Origin of the sequence: Gordonia sp. 852002-50395_SCH5434458, assembly GCF_001665905.1 — a bacterium.
Lineage (GTDB): Bacteria > Actinomycetota > Actinomycetes > Mycobacteriales > Mycobacteriaceae > Gordonia > Gordonia jacobaea.
In genome coordinates, this window is the sequence record NZ_LZTC01000037.1 from 1 (window position 1) to 13,884 (window position 13,884).

Consider the following 13,884-nt stretch of genomic DNA (forward strand, 5'->3'; position numbering starts at 1 on the left):
GCGGTCCTCGCTGAAATTCGGTCACGCCACTCTTAGTGACCACGTCCTCATCATCCGGCGACGAGGCCGGGCAGGTTCGCGACAACCTGCCCGGCCTCTCGTCTGTCACCGACCTCGAGGAGTTCGAGCGCCGCATGGCCTACGTCCGGGTGGCCGAGCTCGAACAAGATACCGCCATCGCCGCCGGTGACTTCACGTTCGACACCCTGCGCGACATCCACGGATGGATTCTCCACGACGTCTACCCATGGGCCGGGCAGCTGCGCTCCACCGACACCCAGGCGATGGGTATGGCGCACTGTCGGCCGGCGTTCCTGGCCGGCGAGCTGCACCGGGTGTTCGGCGGGATCACCACCGAGCGGCCCTCCCCCGTCGACCGGGAATCAGCGATCGCCACAACCGCCCATCACTGGGGTGAGCTGACTGCTGGTGTTGCGAACATATTCGCAACGGAACTATCTTCCGCCTAACCGGACGGCTCCAACATGACCGGTTCTGTCGGTGCCGGTCGATAGGGTTCGGATCAGTGCTCGACTCGCGAGCACATGGGCGGTCTGGCTACAGATTCAGTAGGCGCCTGCTCCGACTACGGATCGAGGAGAAATGGCGGATTTTGAACTTAACAAGGCTGGCCTGCGCAAGTTGGAGGACGACCTCAAGAAGAAGCTGTCCGGAGGAGTCAACGTTCCACGTGGCGGGTCCGAGGCTGCTGCGGTCAGTGACGTGAAGGCTCAATTAAAGAAGATGGGCGTTACTCCGAACGATGCTGAAGTACGGCGATTGGTGAGAGAGGCGCGTAAGGAGTGACTGCGTGCGACGGGCTCCTCCCAAGTCGCCCCAGGGCGGCGGGAGCAGTCGAGTCGACAATGCTGGGGCTGGGGGAGGCCGCTTGGACGCGTTTTTGCGTGCGTGTGGCCGTGAGTGTTCAGGCTTCGACGTCTGACACGATGGCACGGCTGTCATCTTGTGCGATATCAATATCGTCAAGTCCAGCACTTGGTGCGGCTGGCTTCCCATCGAATATCAACTTTCTTGCGCGGCGACCCGCGCGGGTCTCCCAGCCCATGAAGTCGACCTGCCATGCGCGCTGCGCAGCTAGTAGGGACACATCGAGCACATATACGTTGTATCGATCCGACGCCTGGTTGGGCACAGTTTCATTCGTTGCGACTAGATGAACGAACCTCATGTTCTGAAGTCTATTGGTCATGTCCACCAATTCGGTGTTACTAGAATCGATCAAGAAGCATGAGGACTTCGTATTCCGGCAGTGATCAGTCAGTGCTATTACTAGGCCATGTAAGTCGTCTGAATAACCCCCCGCATCCTCTCTCATATCACTGTACTTAGTGTCAACGGTCTTTCCGGCCGCGGAGTTGATGTCTTCGGCGATGATTCGTTCGCTTCCAGACTTGCCGGAGGGACCTCGATTTTTTGCGCTGGAAATGCTTTCGCTTACGAGGCCAATGTAATCTCGAGGAACCCCGCCAGCGGCCAGAACTAGTCTGTCCAAGGCCCCGTCTGTAAATAGGCTCTTTCTTTGAACCTCACACTCCTCGCAAAGACGGTCGAGGATGGTTTCGAGGAAGCGTTTGGAGTTCTTAAACTCCCGAAGTCCTCTATCAAGAGATAGGTCTCGTATATCGTGAGGCGCCTGGAGGCCAACTGGCGGATTACCGCCCGCGTATAGTCTGGTCCACAAAGAAATGGAACCAAACTTCAACCATATTCCCGTGTCTTTTACCACTCGATGAAAGTAACCGGCAATGTTTGGCTGGTCCGCGCGACTCAAATGATAAAAATCATCCAGAATGATGAAAGAGTCAGGTGCCAGTCCGCCCACCGCGAGCATTAGCAGTCGATAGTTTGAGAGCGCGCGCTCTAGGTGCTCCTTTTTCGTTGCGCTGTACCGGTGCGCGACAGCGCCTTGCTGAGCTTTTTTGGATGATCGACCTTTCTTTTGACCCACGTTTCCAGATAGTCCGCCATGACCGCCGGAAACGCTGACTGTGCCTTCGGCAGTAATATTTACTTCGTTAGAGTAGCTTTCGGTCCACTCGATTTCGCTTTCGCTCGGAGCCTTCTGAAGTTCGACTAGAGCCTCAACGGCCTGGTGGAGTTCCCCCGCTAGTAACTGCTCAGGACTCGGATTATCTCGATGCCAGAAGCGTTTCTTTTGTCTACCCGCGACGCGGCCTTCTAGCTGTGCGGCAAATTGACCAAAGACCTCCGCTAAGGTCCCGACGAGGACGTCGGGATACGAAAGTCCCTTGAAGGTCTCCTGATCTGCCCATGCAACCATTTGGCCCGAGGATTTTCGATCTGCCTCGATACGGCGTAGCAGGCTGGACTTTCCCGTCCCTCTCCGCCCGTACAGTACGTGGTGAAAACTTGATCCCAAACGGTCAATGGACTCGGTGTCGGGGCTAACGAACCGGGTCTCTGGTGAACCAGGTTTGGCCCGGGTCACTTCCTCTAGCAGAACCTGGAGTCGACTGACTTCCGGCTGGTAGTAGTACGCGGATCCGGGATCGTCTGCCATGTACACACCCTAATAGCTCGGTCGTTGATTACGTCACTGCTTCCGTTGCAGGGGAGGAGACTATGCCCGCGGGGGCTGCCGCAGTTTCGGATAGTCAGCCCACCTCCCGTTACTCAGGTTTGCGTATTTGGCGATGGTGCTGATGTGGAAGTCGAGGCTGTCGGCGAGGACTTTGGTGGGGACGGCGCCGGCGAGGCGATAGCGGGCGGCAACTTGGAGTTGATGGAGGCTGACACCGTATGGATCGAGTGCGCGCCGCAGTTGCTGGTCGCTGATCGGCCGTTGGGGGTGACGTCCAGGGAATAGCCAAGGGGAATCGACTCCGTCGAGTGCTTTCGTATGCGCCTTGGCAATCTCCGCGAGGCGATCGGGCAGGGGCAGTTGATGCTCTCCGAGTGCGAGAGTGACGATGGCATCGCCAGAGGTTTCACAGAGCTGCCCTCGCGTGAGTTCGACGACCCGGCGCGCAGGTAGACCGTAGATTGCGACCAACAGCACCGCGAGTTGCACTCCGGAGCGCAGAGCTGTGTCCCTTAGCAGGGCACGGACGATTGATTCTGTCTGCTCCTCGGTTATGGCCACGGCTGGTTCTGTTCGCTGCAGAGGTGGCGTGGTGACGTCGTTTGCGATGTGTCCCTTCGCGATCGCCCACCTGATGAATCGCGGGAGCCACCGCCCGGCATTGGTGCGCAGGGTGTATTCGTCGACCTGCGACTGGGTGATGTCGCTGAGGATGGTGTGTTGTTGGTCCTCGTGTAGCCAGCCTAGGAATTGGCCGATGCCTCGAATCGTGGCCTTCACATGTCCGGCCGCGCCGCCTGTGATGTCACCGGTTGTCTCGTTGCGTGTGGCTCGTCGCAGCAGCTCCCACTTCAGGTACTGGGTGAGAACGATCTTGTCCGGAGGTGGTAGGACCGTCAGTTGCTTGTCGCACCACGCGCGCAGCCGAAATAGCTCACTTTCCTCGTGCGGGAGCGCCCCGCTCTCGGCGAGCAGCGTCTGCAGGTAGATCAGACCTTTACCGCCGTCGGCGGTGGCTAAGGTTTTCTCGTTCAGCGGTTTAGCGCCGGTGGCGATCTCGTGCAGGAGGTCGGTGTGTGGTCCCATTCGGAGCCATTTGATGATCTGCTCGGGCCGGGGTTGGCGTAGGAGGTGGTCGAAGAGCAGCTGCATCGGTTCGCTGATCGCTTTGGTGTCGGGCCGGGTCAGGACAGCGGTGAGGCGGTCGGCGAGGGTGCATTTTCCGCACAGTCTTCCGTAGGAATGTTCTTCACTACCGCATCGCCGGCACGCGTAGCGAGCGGGCTGGCCAGCGCATCCGGCGCAGATGGCAATCTGGTCACTGTTGATGAAAGCCAGGATTCGCAGTACTCCGCACTGAGGGCACGCGCGAGGGTTTCGCACGACTCGATTGTGGCAAGCGAAGCAATGCGGGGCGGACCGGATGTGGGTAGCAATCTTCTTCTCCTTCCCGCACGCCGAGCACATTCGCAAAGGGCGCGGGTAGCAACCCAGGCAGAGTCGTTGGCCGTCGACCATGGTCGTTGCCGCGACCTCCTTACCGCAGGCCGAGCACACGACCAACGCGATCCCGCCAGGTGAGCAACGTGCGCATGTGCGCCGTCCCTGGTGATCGCTCACGGCCGTCAGCTTTTTCATGCGCAGGCACACAGGACATTCGCCAAAGTGCTGCCGCTCATGACATTTCATGCACACTCGGCGGCGCTGCTGATCACGGAACCGGAGGATGCGTTTCTGCTGGCACATCGGACACCTAGGTAGCCCAACATCAGTGACCCCATGTCGTCTCAGTCGCGCGAAGAACGTCTGGACCGCTACTGGTGTCTCACCGTCCGGTGCGAGAAGGTCCGCGTCGGCGCGCGCGAGGTAGCGAAGCAACGACGTGTGGCGCTTCGGGTCCAGACGGCCGACCTCCTTGGCGATCAGATCATCGAAGGTTGCACTGCCCTTGGAGTGGAACAGATCGATGACCTCCGAGGTGACATCTTGGGTGCTACGGGTCATCGGGTACGGGGTGTTGGCCGCGTAATCCTGGCGCGGACAGGCCGTGCATCGCCGATATCGTCGATCGGTCCCCCAGTCCCAGTTTTACGTGGTGAGTCCTGGTGGGCCGCGGTCACGCGGATGAGGTCGTTGGGTTCACACTCAAGGATGGCGCAGAGCGCTGCAAACACATCCATGTTCAGCCGTTGCGGGGTTTGGGTGACCAACCGGAATACTTGCTCGCGAGAGAGCGCGACGCCGGCCTGGCGCAGTGGTTCGACGAGGTCGGTGGTCTGGAACATGCCGCGTTCGGCCATCAGTGTTCGCAGGCGCCAGTCAATGGTGCGGCTCATCAGCGTGTGTCCTTCGGTGAGAAGTAGAAGCGGTTGATGGCATCAGCGACGACTCTGCTGCGGTAGTCGTCGCTGACCGAGGTGTAAAGGGCGGTAGTTGAGGCGAACACGTGGCCGACCTGGATCTGGATGAACTGCTCGGAGTAGCCGAATTCGGCAAGGTGAGTCACGTAGGAGTGGCGCAGTGAATGCGGAGTCAGATGCCGATCGAGGCCAGCCGCGTCGCGGAGCTCCGCGAACCGGCGATCGAAATACTTGGCGCCCACGCGAGTTCCGCGTTCGGTAGGCCACAGCGCCAGGCTCTGGCCAGGGTGAAACTTCTGGCGGACTTGATGCAGGTAGTGGTCAAGACCTTCGACTACCCAATCAAACTCAGGCAGCGTCAGGACAGTGCGGCGTTTGGGTGGAGTGCCTCGCGAGGCCTTGCCGAATCGAACCTGCGCGAGCCCGAACCGGCCGAACTGCGGTGCTTTGCCGTTGGTGCGTAGATCAGCGACATCGAGACCGAGAACCTCTGCACGTCGCAGGCCGTAGGCGTATGTCGTCTTGAACAGCTGCGCATCTCTCAGCGCGGCGAGCGCCCCCTTGCGCCCGTCTGCGCGGATTTGGTCGACTCTGGCGTCGACGACATCAAAGAATTTCTCGACCTCGTCGTAGTCGAACGGTCGTCGGCCCGGTCGCCCTTCGAACGCCGCGAGATGTGCGATGGTGTTCCACTCGAAGCAGATCTGCGTGGGTACTTCCCCGAACCGGTGGCGGCATTCACTGACCCATTCGTAGCGCTGATCTGTTAGATACTCGCAGAACCGTCGTATCGTGACGTGGTAGCCGCGCAACGTCGAGTGCGAACGAGCGGCGTTCCCCGATAGCAGACTTGAGGTGAAGTCCTCCAGATCGCCGGGCAGCCATTGCCACGGATAGCTGTCTGTGAAACGGCGAAACCGAATGAGCTGCGACCGACGAACACTGATCGTTGTTCGCGCCAGCGCACGACTAGCCTGCTGACGAGCAAAGCCCTCGAGCATTTCCTCGAAGACGAACGCGGACTCGTCGATGGGCACCACGCCGCGTCGCCGAAAATCAGCGATGTTGCCGCCGCTAGCCGACATGTTCACAGCAACAATGTTGCATCAAACGCAACTCTATGGCAAGGTCAAACATGCAAAGCGTGTGGGGACTCGGAACGAATCTCGTTGCTGCGCTTCGCGTGCGGCAGCCTGGTTCCTACCTGGCACTCGGCAAGCCAGGTGCGAGCGCTATCGCGGCTCTGTGACGCACGCGGAGGTGCAGCTCAGAGACTATGTTGCATCTGTTCGAATATGCGGCGGTTCGGTGTTCACCCGTTCATCGACGGGAACTCCAGAAGCCAGCGGGTGTTCTTCCACCGCTACCTCGCCGACGCCGGATGGGACATCGACTGGCGCGTCATCGACGCCGCCGCGGTGCACGCCGCCCGCCACGTCGCGATGGCCACCACCGACTCATCGTTCCTCGCCGCCGAGCTTGCACCCGGGGTGGTGCGCCTGGGCGACACCGCGCCGGGGTCCCTGGCCGCCACCCAAGACACCCGAGATCCCGCGAAAGCGGCCGCAGTGTTCCGGGCGATGATCATGCACCGACGGGCCGGGGGAACCGCAGAAACGTTCCGGTCGGAGGCTGCGGCCGCGGGCCCGATGGCCGGCCCGTCCGGACAGATCGCCGCCTCACGGCCTTACCGGGGGCGCGGCGAGCAGAGCGCATCAATCCAGTCGCGGCCGGATCGGCCGCGCGGTCGGGGCCGCTAGAGCGAGGTCACCACCTGGTGGGTGCCGACGGGGTGTGGCGGGCACTGGTGCCGGCGACGCCGGCGAACGCCGCGAGCATAAGCAGCGGCAGCAGGAAGAACATCACGACCGCGGCGGCGAACGCAGCGCGCAGCAGGATCGGGCTCCAGGTCCGCGCGGGAACCCACCGCGGCCGGTAGCCCGGGCCGATCGGCGCCAGCCAGTGACCCGGGCGGGGTCGGCGCACGAGGAACCCGACGAGGACGCTGAACGCGAACGTCGCCGCACCGAGCATGAGCCACACGGTGAGGAACACCGCGCCGAAGCTGGCGTGGGCGAGCATGTTGTCGATCGCGTCGACCATGATGTCTCCTCATCGGCTGGTGGTCTGTTAGTGGTATCAGAGTGCTCGGACATTGCACTGCGCGCCATTCGCCGCGCGGATGTTGGTCTAGATGTACTGACCGGGGACGTTAGTCGACGCTTGCGGCGCCGGTAGAACTCGCGTCAGGGTCGCGGCATCGCCGGTGACATCCACGCCATGCGCGATAGCGGCGGGCAGAGGCATTGCGCCTTGCAGGAGGGCAACCAGTACCGGCCCGGGGCCTGCAACACGCGCCAGGGGGCTGACATCGCGCTGGCAAGGGTTCACCGTGATGGTCCCGTCGGCGGCGGTGAGGTCGAAGCCGTCGTCGAAGGTGCCGAACCGGATCACGATCGGTGGCTCGTCCGGTCTGTGATCCGCGAGGAGGAAGCGTGCCGGTTGGCTGAGCCAGTGCATCTGGAAGATCGCATCACTCGGCGCCTCTGGAACCGTCGGTGCACCCCACTTCAGAAGCTCGCGCAGCACTCCGTCCAGGGCCCGGCCACGCTCGGTAAGCCGATACGTTGGCGTGCCCGGGATTCCTGGGGCGGGCTCGCGGGCGACGACACCGTTGGTCTCGAGGTCCCGCAGGCGCTGGGTGAGCAGGTTCGTCGCGATGCCAGGCAGGCCGCGCTGGACTTCACCAAAGCGCAATGCTCCCCCGATCAGCAGCTCACGCACGATCAGGAGAGTCCACCTGTCACCGACGACATCCAGGGCGCGAGCGATCGAGCAAAGCTGTCCGTAGGACTTCACCTGAACCCCCTTGACTTTATCAAGTGCCTGCTTGAAAGTATCAAGCACCATTCTCACACCAAGGAGAGCCATGCCCGCCACCCTGTCTTCTGCCGCACCTCAGACACTCAAGGACTACTACCGGATCCTCGAGTCCGGCATCGACAGTTACCAGGACGGGGCTGACCTACGGCCTCTGCTGGATGACCACCTCGACTTCACGGGCTCCCTCGCTGGACACCTCCCCGACGCCACCGATGGCTTCCTGGGCGGGGTTGCCGGGTTCAGCGCGACGGTCAAGCAGATCGAGATCATCCACGACGTGCACGGCACTAACAGCTCCGCCGTGCTCTACACGGCGACCATGCCCGGCGGTCCCATGACCTTCGCGGAGTTCTTCACCTTCGACGGCGGACGCATCGCGTCCTTGAACCTTCACTACAGCGGCCCCGAGTACATCGAGAAGGGTGGACGATGACGGCACAGAAGGACCTGGTCGAGCGAGTTCGTGACGCGCTAAGAGCTCGCAACCCTCGTGAGGTGTCGATGTTCGGGGGAGTGTCGTTCATGGTCGAGGACCGGATGGTCGTCGCCGCTCGTCGGGAAGGGACGCTCCTGCTACGCATCGACCCCACTGACGCGGAAGACCTGCTCACCCGCCCTGGTGCTCACCCTGCGCTCATGGGCGCAGACCGCCCCATGGGCGACGGCTGGATCAGCGTCGAGCAGGCCGCACTCCAGGGACCTGGGCTCGAGTCCTGGCTCGAGCCAGCACTCACCTTCCATGCAGCGCAAGGCGCCGAGTAGAGATCTCTACTCCAATTCCATCATCCGGTGGCCGGTCGCAAACGCGGCCGGCCACCGATCTATCTCAGGAGGCACTTTGAGTCATCGCAATGCCGCGCTGACCCCACGTCATCGTCTACGAGTCGCACGCCTCGTCATCGAGGAAGGATGGCCGATCAGCGAAGTTGCTGCCCGCTTCCAGGTGTCGTGGCCAACCGTGAAGCGGTGGGTCGACCGCTACCTTGCTGGCGAGCCGATGCAGGACCGGTCGTCACGGCCGAAGTCTTCGCCGAACAAGACGAGCAAGAAGACGGCAAAACGGTGCGTGAGCCTACGAATGCGCCTGAGGGAAGGGCCTATTCAACTCGCAGCCCGACTCGGCATCGCCCCGGCCACGGTCCACCGCATCCTCACGACCGCGCGCATGAATCGACTTTCCTACGTCGACCGTGCCACCGGCGAGCCAATCCGCCGATACGAACACGACCACCCTGGCTCACTCGTGCACGTGGACGTCAAGAAGCTTGGGAACATCCCCGACGGTGGGGGCTGGCGATACGCCGGGCGACGTCAAGGATCGAGGAATCGTGCCGTCACTCCCGGCAAGCCGAAGAACAAGTGGCGCAACCCCAAGCTCGGGTATGCGTTCGTGCACACCATCATCGATGACCACTCGCGCGTCGCCTACACCGAGGTTCAAAACGACGAATCCGCTGTCACCGCCGTCGGAGTCCTGCATCGAGCGGTCGAGTGGTTCGCCGACCGAGGGGTCGCAATTGAGCGCATCTTGTCCGATAACGGTGGTGCGTACCGTTCTCACCTGTGGCGAGATACGTGCGAGGCCCTATCGATCACTCCGAAGCGAACGCGGCCATACCGCCCACAGACCAACGGCAAGGTCGAGCGATTCCACCGCACCATGGCCGACGGTTGGGCGTATGCGCGCTGCTACACGAGCGAGAACGAACGCCGCGATGCCCTCCCCGACTGGCTCCACGAGTACAACCAGCACCGACCACACACCGCCTGCGGAGGCCAGCCGCCCTTCTCACGATTGATCAACGTCCCCGGTCAGTACATCTAGAAACGCGACGATCCCCGGCCACCGCAGCGGGGCCGGGGATCGTCGCCGCACACCGTTGTGCCGTGCGGCTTAGCGCTTGGCGGGCGGGGTCAGCTGCGGGAAGGTGACGTGCAGACCGGGGAGAGCCTTCTCAGCCTGGCGGCTGATGTCGGCGACTCCCTGGGCGACGGTGTCGCGGGCAGTCTGGGCCAGCAACCCGGCGGCCTTGTAGGGTGCGTCGGCCTGTTCGTGGCTGATGTTCAGCGGGATCGACGCCGGGCCGAGGCTGGCGTTGCCTGACACATCGCCGGCCTTGTTCACCACGTAGTCGACCTTCCCGCCGCCGGGCAGGTTGTCACCGTGGAGCTCGTACTGGTTGGCGTTCGGGTTGGGCGGATCGGCTCGGTACGGTGCCTCATTCTGGGTGCCCGGGGTGATCGTCTTGCCGTTGGGGTCCGCGCCGGGGTCGCCAGCACCGGCCTGATCGCCGACCACAGCGCCGATGATGCCGCCGCCCATGGCGCCAAGCACACCCACACCCACACCCAGGCCGACACCGATCGCGGCACCACTGCCCGCGCCGATGAGTGCGCCGGTCCCGACGTTGAGCGGCTGCGGCGGGACGAACGAGCCGATCGCCGCACCGACACCAGCGCCGATGATCGCGCCGCCGACACCACCGATCACGACGGCCGGAGCACCGAGAGCGACAAACCCGATCGCCGCACCCGCGGCGCCGCCAGTGACCGCGGCCGCGCCGCGGCGAGCGGCCTGGTCCTTGGGCAGACCGACCGACTCCCAGAACTGGGCAATCTTGCCTTCAGCGACCCCAGCATTCTGATTGATCGCCGCGGCGTCGGCATTCGACATCTGCGCGGGCTTTTTCGTGATGTAGTTGCCGATCCGGATGTAGCCGACCGGCGCGAGGATCGTGCGCGGCGGCGGGGTAGGTCGCGGCGCGTGCAGGGTGACTGCCGGTTCGGCGTCGTAGGTCGTGGAGTAGGTGGTCGGCGGGCTGTAGTACACCGGGCCGGTCGGACCGTAGAACGCCGGAGCCGCCTCCGGGGCGGGGGCGGCCTGAACGATCGGGGCGGACTCTTCGGGCAGCGTCGGGATGGCCGAGCCCTGCGGTGACGGAGCAGGAGTCGGAGCGGGTGCCGGAGTGGTAAATCCGCCCTGCCCGTCGCCGGGTGCGGTGAACCCGCCCTGCCCCTGGCCGGTCCCCGGGGAAGTGAACCCGCCTTGGCCGCCGGGGTCGGCCATCGCCGGGGCCGCTGTGCCGACCGCGGCCGCGATGACCGCGCCGAGGACGCCGAGGGTGAGAGTGCGAGTGACGCCGTGGTCGCCGGTAGTGACCGGCGCGGCGGTGAGGTCGGGATCGAGGCGGCGATGGCGTCCGATGGTGATCGGACCGTTGGAGGGGCCTGGGGTGGCTGTTTTCGGCATGGGGGTAGCGCCTTTCGTTGTGTGCTGGGAAAAGAGAGAGCTTTGGCCGGGTTCGGCCCGGTCGAGCTAGGCGGTCAGCTGATGCGGACGTTGAGAAGGTTCTGCGCGATCAGCGTCCGGCCGCCGATGTCGGTGGTCTGGAAACGCTGCTGATAGATGGTGGGTGCACCTCCCCCCGGCGGGATTTCGGTGAGCGTCACATCGAACAACCCGGCCCCGCTATCGACAATGCGCAGGCAGTGTCGGGTGCCAGCGGGGGTCTGATCGATGGTGGTCTGGATGGCCTGGGGGGTGCCCATGTTCGCCGTGGGGGCGCCGGTGTCGCGGGCCTGGGCGCCGGAGCGCGCGACGTAGAAGGCGTAGTCGTATTTCTTGATGACCCCGGGGCCGCTGGAAAAGTCGCCGGCGTCGCGGCCGGTGGTCACGTTGCCCTTCGTGGCCGAGGGGCAGTCGGCATTGGGGTCGACCGGTGGCGCGGCCGCCGCTGCGGTCGCCGAGGTCGTGGTGTCGGGTTCTGGGGCGATAGCCCGCGGGGTGGAGTCGCCGCCACCGATTCCGCCCAGAGTCACGGCCGCGGTGACCCCGGCAATGATGATCAGTGCGACGAGTGCGCCTGCCGCCAGGGCGGCATTGCGGGTGTTGCGGCGGCGGCCGGGTCGACGTGGAGCGGGTTCGTCGCCTAGCTCGTCGACGGGCGGGAGGTTGAGTAGCGCAGCGTCGTCGGTGACCGGAGCCATCTCGACGGTCGGTGCCTCAGCGACACCCGGGTAGTCGGCCGGGTCCTCGTCGGCTGGCGGGGTGGCGACAGGTTCAACAGGTTCAGTGGTGTCGGTGTTCCAGGGTTCGACGCTGGCCGGGGGGATCTCTTTGCTGCGCTTCATGGTGGTGGTGTCCTGTGGCTCGATTCGGTGGTGTGGGCGGCGGCTTTTGCGGCCAAAGCCGCGCAGATCCAGTCGCTGAGTTGGGGGTGCTGTTCGCGTTCGGTCCACCAGGCGTCGCGGGCGTCGGTCCAGATGTCGGGGCGACAGGTGAAGGACCGCCGCGCCCGGGTGGGTGCGCCGGCCGGGGCCGGTTCGCGGCGGCCCGGTGGGATGCGGGCCGGGGCGGTGCGCAGTGTTCCCCGCGCGCGGGCACGGGTCGCGGCGGTGCCGTCGGCGATAGCGGCCTCGAGCCAGTCCGTCCACGCCGGGTGGTCGTCGAGGGTGTTGGCCCAGGCGAGTTTGCAGGTGTCCCAGAGGTCCTGCGGGCAGGAGAACGATTGCCGGGTCCGGCTCCACTGCGTGCTGTCGGTCATCGTCTGTGTCCCCTAAAAGTCGCGGTGTCGGGTGATGGTCAGTCCCCCGATCCTTGCAACAAGCGAGACGATGACCACACCCACCACGAGCGAAGCCAGGGCCGGGCCGACGCTGATCTGCCACGGCCCGCTGAGGGTGATCGCGGTGATGATTGCGGTGAGGATCAGTCCGGTTGCGGTGAACAGCACTCGCGGGGCGGGGGTGAGAAGGATGAACGCCCACAGCAGCAGCGCGGCAAGCACGGTGGCGAGGATGCTGAGCGCGACCGCGGTACCGGTGTGCGTCGACGGGATCACCAGATGGTGGGTTCCCCAGTAGCTGGCCGGGACCGCGGCGTAGATGCGGGTCAGGACCACTCCGTGGATTAGCCATGTCGCCAGTGCGACGATCACCGCGATGGCCACGGTGCCTCCGGCGAACTTCCCGACCTCGATGCCCGGGTTGATGTCACGCCCGATGTGGCGTGCCCGGTCCGACGGGGAGTCGAGAAACGGTGTGTAGCTGTGCACCGGTTCGGCCTGCGGGGCGGTCTGCGACCACGCCCGGGTCGGTTCCGGCGGCGTGCTGGCGCTCTCGCGGCGGTCGTTGATCGGGTCGCCGCTGTACGGGTCGCGGTAGGGATCACGGGTGTACGGGTCGGCGTTGGGGCCGTAGAACTTGCCGTCGCGTTCATGCGGTGAGGTCATCGCTCCCACCCCATCGGGTCACTCCCGACAGTCGAGCCGGCGGCCAGCCGATCGGCATCACCCACTCGTTCAACGGAGTCTGGTGCGCTCATGCGCTCTGCCCCACCGGAGTTGCGACGTCGACAGCCGACGACTGACCATCGGCCTGGGCGGCGTCGGGGAGCTCACCGTCCGGCTGATCGGCCGTCGTGGAGTCGGGCCCCTTCTTGGATGTGCGTGCCCGGGCCGCGGCCAATGCCGAGTCCGGGCGCAACCCAATGTTGGCCAGCGCCGAGGGCTTGGCCCCGGCCGCCTTGGCTCCCTCGAACGCGGCCAGGACCGCGTCCTCGTCGCGCTCCTGACGTTGCGCCAGAGCCCGCTCCTGCTCCCTGCGGTCGGTGCGGTTGGTCTCGTACGCCGCGACGGCGTCGGACAGATCGGCGATCCGCTGCTCGATCCCGTCGGAGATGATCTCGCGGCGGTACGCCTCCAATGCGCCCGCGGCTTTCGACTTCCCGGCCACTGCGCCTCCCTTCGTTCATCAGGTCTATGGAGCGGCCACACCGCCCATAGACATCTAATGTATCTAATGGTTCTATTGTCAAGGGATTCGCCGATCCGGCGAGTCATTCCGCCGGCCGGGCAGCTGTATCGGCCCCGGCAGAAACCCCCGTTGTCCCCAGCGTCTTTGGCGGTGAGCTCGTTCGAAACTGCGGGCGTGCTCCCAGCGGAATTTGCGGGAGCAAGATATGCCAAAACCCGGGGGTTTGGCTTGCGCCTGCGGCGGGCGGTCGCCAGACTCGGTGGTACGAGTCGCGGCCAGCGCGGCGGCTGGCCGGGTGTGGCGGGTGGTCGGGGGCGGAGACCG

At 64.3% G+C, this 13,884-nt stretch carries 17 protein-coding genes; 6 read left to right on the forward strand and 11 right to left on the reverse strand.

What is annotated here, in order from left to right:
• Positions 1–35: 35 nt before the first annotated feature.
• Together A5785_RS07865 and A5785_RS07870 are read left to right on the forward strand one after the other, a co-directional pair.
• Complete coding sequence (locus A5785_RS07865; protein ID WP_197500810.1) at positions 36–470, forward strand: hypothetical protein; 435 nt, start codon at positions 36–38, stop codon at positions 468–470.
• Between the two features lie 133 nt (positions 471–603).
• Positions 604–807 (forward strand): hypothetical protein, encoded by a 204-nt coding sequence (locus tag A5785_RS07870; protein WP_064865669.1) that lies wholly within the window; start codon positions 604–606, stop codon positions 805–807.
• 118 nt (positions 808–925) lie between these two features.
• Here the strand turns inward: A5785_RS07870 and A5785_RS23245 are convergent, their stop codons facing one another.
• The 4 genes from A5785_RS23245 to A5785_RS07890 all read right to left on the reverse strand — a co-directional run bounded on the left by A5785_RS23245 (position 926) and on the right by A5785_RS07890 (position 6,008).
• Positions 926–2,542: a hypothetical protein gene (locus A5785_RS23245; protein ID WP_156525599.1), complete on the reverse strand. Its 1,617-nt coding sequence runs from the start codon at positions 2,540–2,542 to the stop codon at positions 926–928.
• Between the two features lie 60 nt (positions 2,543–2,602).
• Entirely contained in the window at positions 2,603–3,715 is a 1,113-nt protein-coding gene (locus A5785_RS07880) for a hypothetical protein (protein WP_064865674.1), read from the reverse strand.
• 848 nt (positions 3,716–4,563) lie between these two features.
• Entirely contained in the window at positions 4,564–4,899 is a 336-nt protein-coding gene (locus tag A5785_RS07885; RefSeq protein ID WP_064865676.1) for a helix-turn-helix domain-containing protein, read from the reverse strand.
• Positions 4,899–6,008 carry a tyrosine-type recombinase/integrase gene (locus A5785_RS07890; protein ID WP_064865731.1) on the reverse strand — a complete coding sequence of 370 codons (1,110 nt, stop codon included), beginning with the start codon at positions 6,006–6,008 and terminating at the stop codon, positions 4,899–4,901. Before A5785_RS07890 ends, A5785_RS07885 begins: the two co-directional genes overlap by 1 nt.
• 210 nt (positions 6,009–6,218) lie before the next feature.
• On the opposite strand from A5785_RS07890, the gene A5785_RS07895 reads away from it, so the two are divergent.
• Positions 6,219–6,683 carry a hypothetical protein gene (locus A5785_RS07895; RefSeq protein ID WP_231895449.1) on the forward strand — a complete coding sequence of 155 codons (465 nt, stop codon included), beginning with the start codon at positions 6,219–6,221 and terminating at the stop codon, positions 6,681–6,683.
• Between the two features lie 7 nt (positions 6,684–6,690).
• Here the strand turns inward: A5785_RS07895 and A5785_RS07900 are convergent, their stop codons facing one another.
• Both A5785_RS07900 and A5785_RS07905 read right to left on the reverse strand, forming a co-directional pair.
• Complete coding sequence (locus A5785_RS07900) at positions 6,691–7,026, reverse strand: hypothetical protein (RefSeq protein WP_005180278.1); 336 nt, start codon at positions 7,024–7,026, stop codon at positions 6,691–6,693.
• 87 nt (positions 7,027–7,113) lie between these two features.
• The gene (locus A5785_RS07905; RefSeq protein WP_231894080.1) at positions 7,114–7,854 is read right to left on the reverse strand and encodes a winged helix-turn-helix transcriptional regulator; all 741 of its coding nucleotides are present in this window, start codon (positions 7,852–7,854) and stop codon (positions 7,114–7,116) included.
• On the opposite strand from A5785_RS07905, the gene A5785_RS07910 reads away from it, so the two are divergent.
• The 3 genes from A5785_RS07910 to A5785_RS07920 all read left to right on the forward strand — a co-directional run bounded on the left by A5785_RS07910 (position 7,853) and on the right by A5785_RS07920 (position 9,631).
• Complete coding sequence (locus A5785_RS07910) at positions 7,853–8,239, forward strand: hypothetical protein (RefSeq protein WP_064865678.1); 387 nt, start codon at positions 7,853–7,855, stop codon at positions 8,237–8,239. The two genes, A5785_RS07905 and A5785_RS07910, sit on opposite strands and share 2 nt — an antisense overlap.
• Entirely contained in the window at positions 8,236–8,568 is a 333-nt protein-coding gene (locus A5785_RS07915) for a TfoX/Sxy family protein (protein ID WP_005177612.1), read from the forward strand. The genes A5785_RS07910 and A5785_RS07915 overlap by 4 nt, the downstream gene beginning before the upstream one ends.
• 76 nt (positions 8,569–8,644) lie before the next feature.
• The gene (locus A5785_RS07920) at positions 8,645–9,631 is read left to right on the forward strand and encodes an IS481 family transposase (RefSeq protein WP_064865735.1); all 987 of its coding nucleotides are present in this window, start codon (positions 8,645–8,647) and stop codon (positions 9,629–9,631) included.
• Between the two features lie 69 nt (positions 9,632–9,700).
• On the opposite strand, the gene A5785_RS07925 is transcribed toward A5785_RS07920, so the two are convergent.
• From A5785_RS07925 to A5785_RS07945, 5 genes are all read right to left on the reverse strand, one after another.
• Positions 9,701–11,056 carry a hypothetical protein gene (locus A5785_RS07925; RefSeq protein WP_082937832.1) on the reverse strand — a complete coding sequence of 452 codons (1,356 nt, stop codon included), beginning with the start codon at positions 11,054–11,056 and terminating at the stop codon, positions 9,701–9,703.
• A 74-nt stretch (positions 11,057–11,130) separates the two neighbouring features.
• The gene (locus A5785_RS07930) at positions 11,131–11,937 is read right to left on the reverse strand and encodes a hypothetical protein (protein ID WP_064865679.1); all 807 of its coding nucleotides are present in this window, start codon (positions 11,935–11,937) and stop codon (positions 11,131–11,133) included.
• Positions 11,934–12,350, reverse strand: coding sequence for a hypothetical protein (locus A5785_RS07935; RefSeq protein WP_064865681.1), 417 nt, complete (start codon positions 12,348–12,350; stop codon positions 11,934–11,936). Before A5785_RS07935 ends, A5785_RS07930 begins: the two co-directional genes overlap by 4 nt.
• A 12-nt stretch (positions 12,351–12,362) precedes the next feature.
• The gene (locus A5785_RS07940) at positions 12,363–13,037 is read right to left on the reverse strand and encodes a hypothetical protein (protein WP_064865683.1); all 675 of its coding nucleotides are present in this window, start codon (positions 13,035–13,037) and stop codon (positions 12,363–12,365) included.
• An 88-nt stretch (positions 13,038–13,125) separates the two neighbouring features.
• Positions 13,126–13,539, reverse strand: a complete 414-nt coding sequence (locus tag A5785_RS07945) for a hypothetical protein (RefSeq protein ID WP_064865685.1) — start codon at positions 13,537–13,539, stop codon at positions 13,126–13,128.
• Between the last annotated feature and the right edge of the window lie 345 nt (positions 13,540–13,884).

Coding starts and splice junctions, on each gene's coding strand:
- A5785_RS07885 (WP_064865676.1), bottom strand. CDS start 4,899: ATGAGCCGCACCATTGACTGGCGCCTGCGAACACTGATGGCCGAACGC.
- A5785_RS07925 (WP_082937832.1), bottom strand. CDS start 11,056: ATGCCGAAAACAGCCACCCCAGGCCCCTCCAACGGTCCGATCACCATC.
- A5785_RS07935 (WP_064865681.1), bottom strand. CDS start 12,350: ATGACCGACAGCACGCAGTGGAGCCGGACCCGGCAATCGTTCTCCTGC.
- A5785_RS07905 (WP_231894080.1), bottom strand. CDS start 7,854: ATGGCTCTCCTTGGTGTGAGAATGGTGCTTGATACTTTCAAGCAGGCA.
- A5785_RS07910 (WP_064865678.1), top strand. CDS start 7,853: ATGCCCGCCACCCTGTCTTCTGCCGCACCTCAGACACTCAAGGACTAC.
- A5785_RS07940 (WP_064865683.1), bottom strand. CDS start 13,037: ATGACCTCACCGCATGAACGCGACGGCAAGTTCTACGGCCCCAACGCC.
- A5785_RS07870 (WP_064865669.1), top strand. CDS start 604: ATGGCGGATTTTGAACTTAACAAGGCTGGCCTGCGCAAGTTGGAGGAC.
- A5785_RS07930 (WP_064865679.1), bottom strand. CDS start 11,937: ATGAAGCGCAGCAAAGAGATCCCCCCGGCCAGCGTCGAACCCTGGAAC.
- A5785_RS07900 (WP_005180278.1), bottom strand. CDS start 7,026: ATGGTCGACGCGATCGACAACATGCTCGCCCACGCCAGCTTCGGCGCG.
- A5785_RS07890 (WP_064865731.1), bottom strand. CDS start 6,008: ATGTCGGCTAGCGGCGGCAACATCGCTGATTTTCGGCGACGCGGCGTG.
- A5785_RS07880 (WP_064865674.1), bottom strand. CDS start 3,715: ATGCAGCTGCTCTTCGACCACCTCCTACGCCAACCCCGGCCCGAGCAG.
- A5785_RS07915 (WP_005177612.1), top strand. CDS start 8,236: ATGACGGCACAGAAGGACCTGGTCGAGCGAGTTCGTGACGCGCTAAGA.
- A5785_RS23245 (WP_156525599.1), bottom strand. CDS start 2,542: ATGGCAGACGATCCCGGATCCGCGTACTACTACCAGCCGGAAGTCAGT.
- A5785_RS07895 (WP_231895449.1), top strand. CDS start 6,219: ATGCGGCGGTTCGGTGTTCACCCGTTCATCGACGGGAACTCCAGAAGC.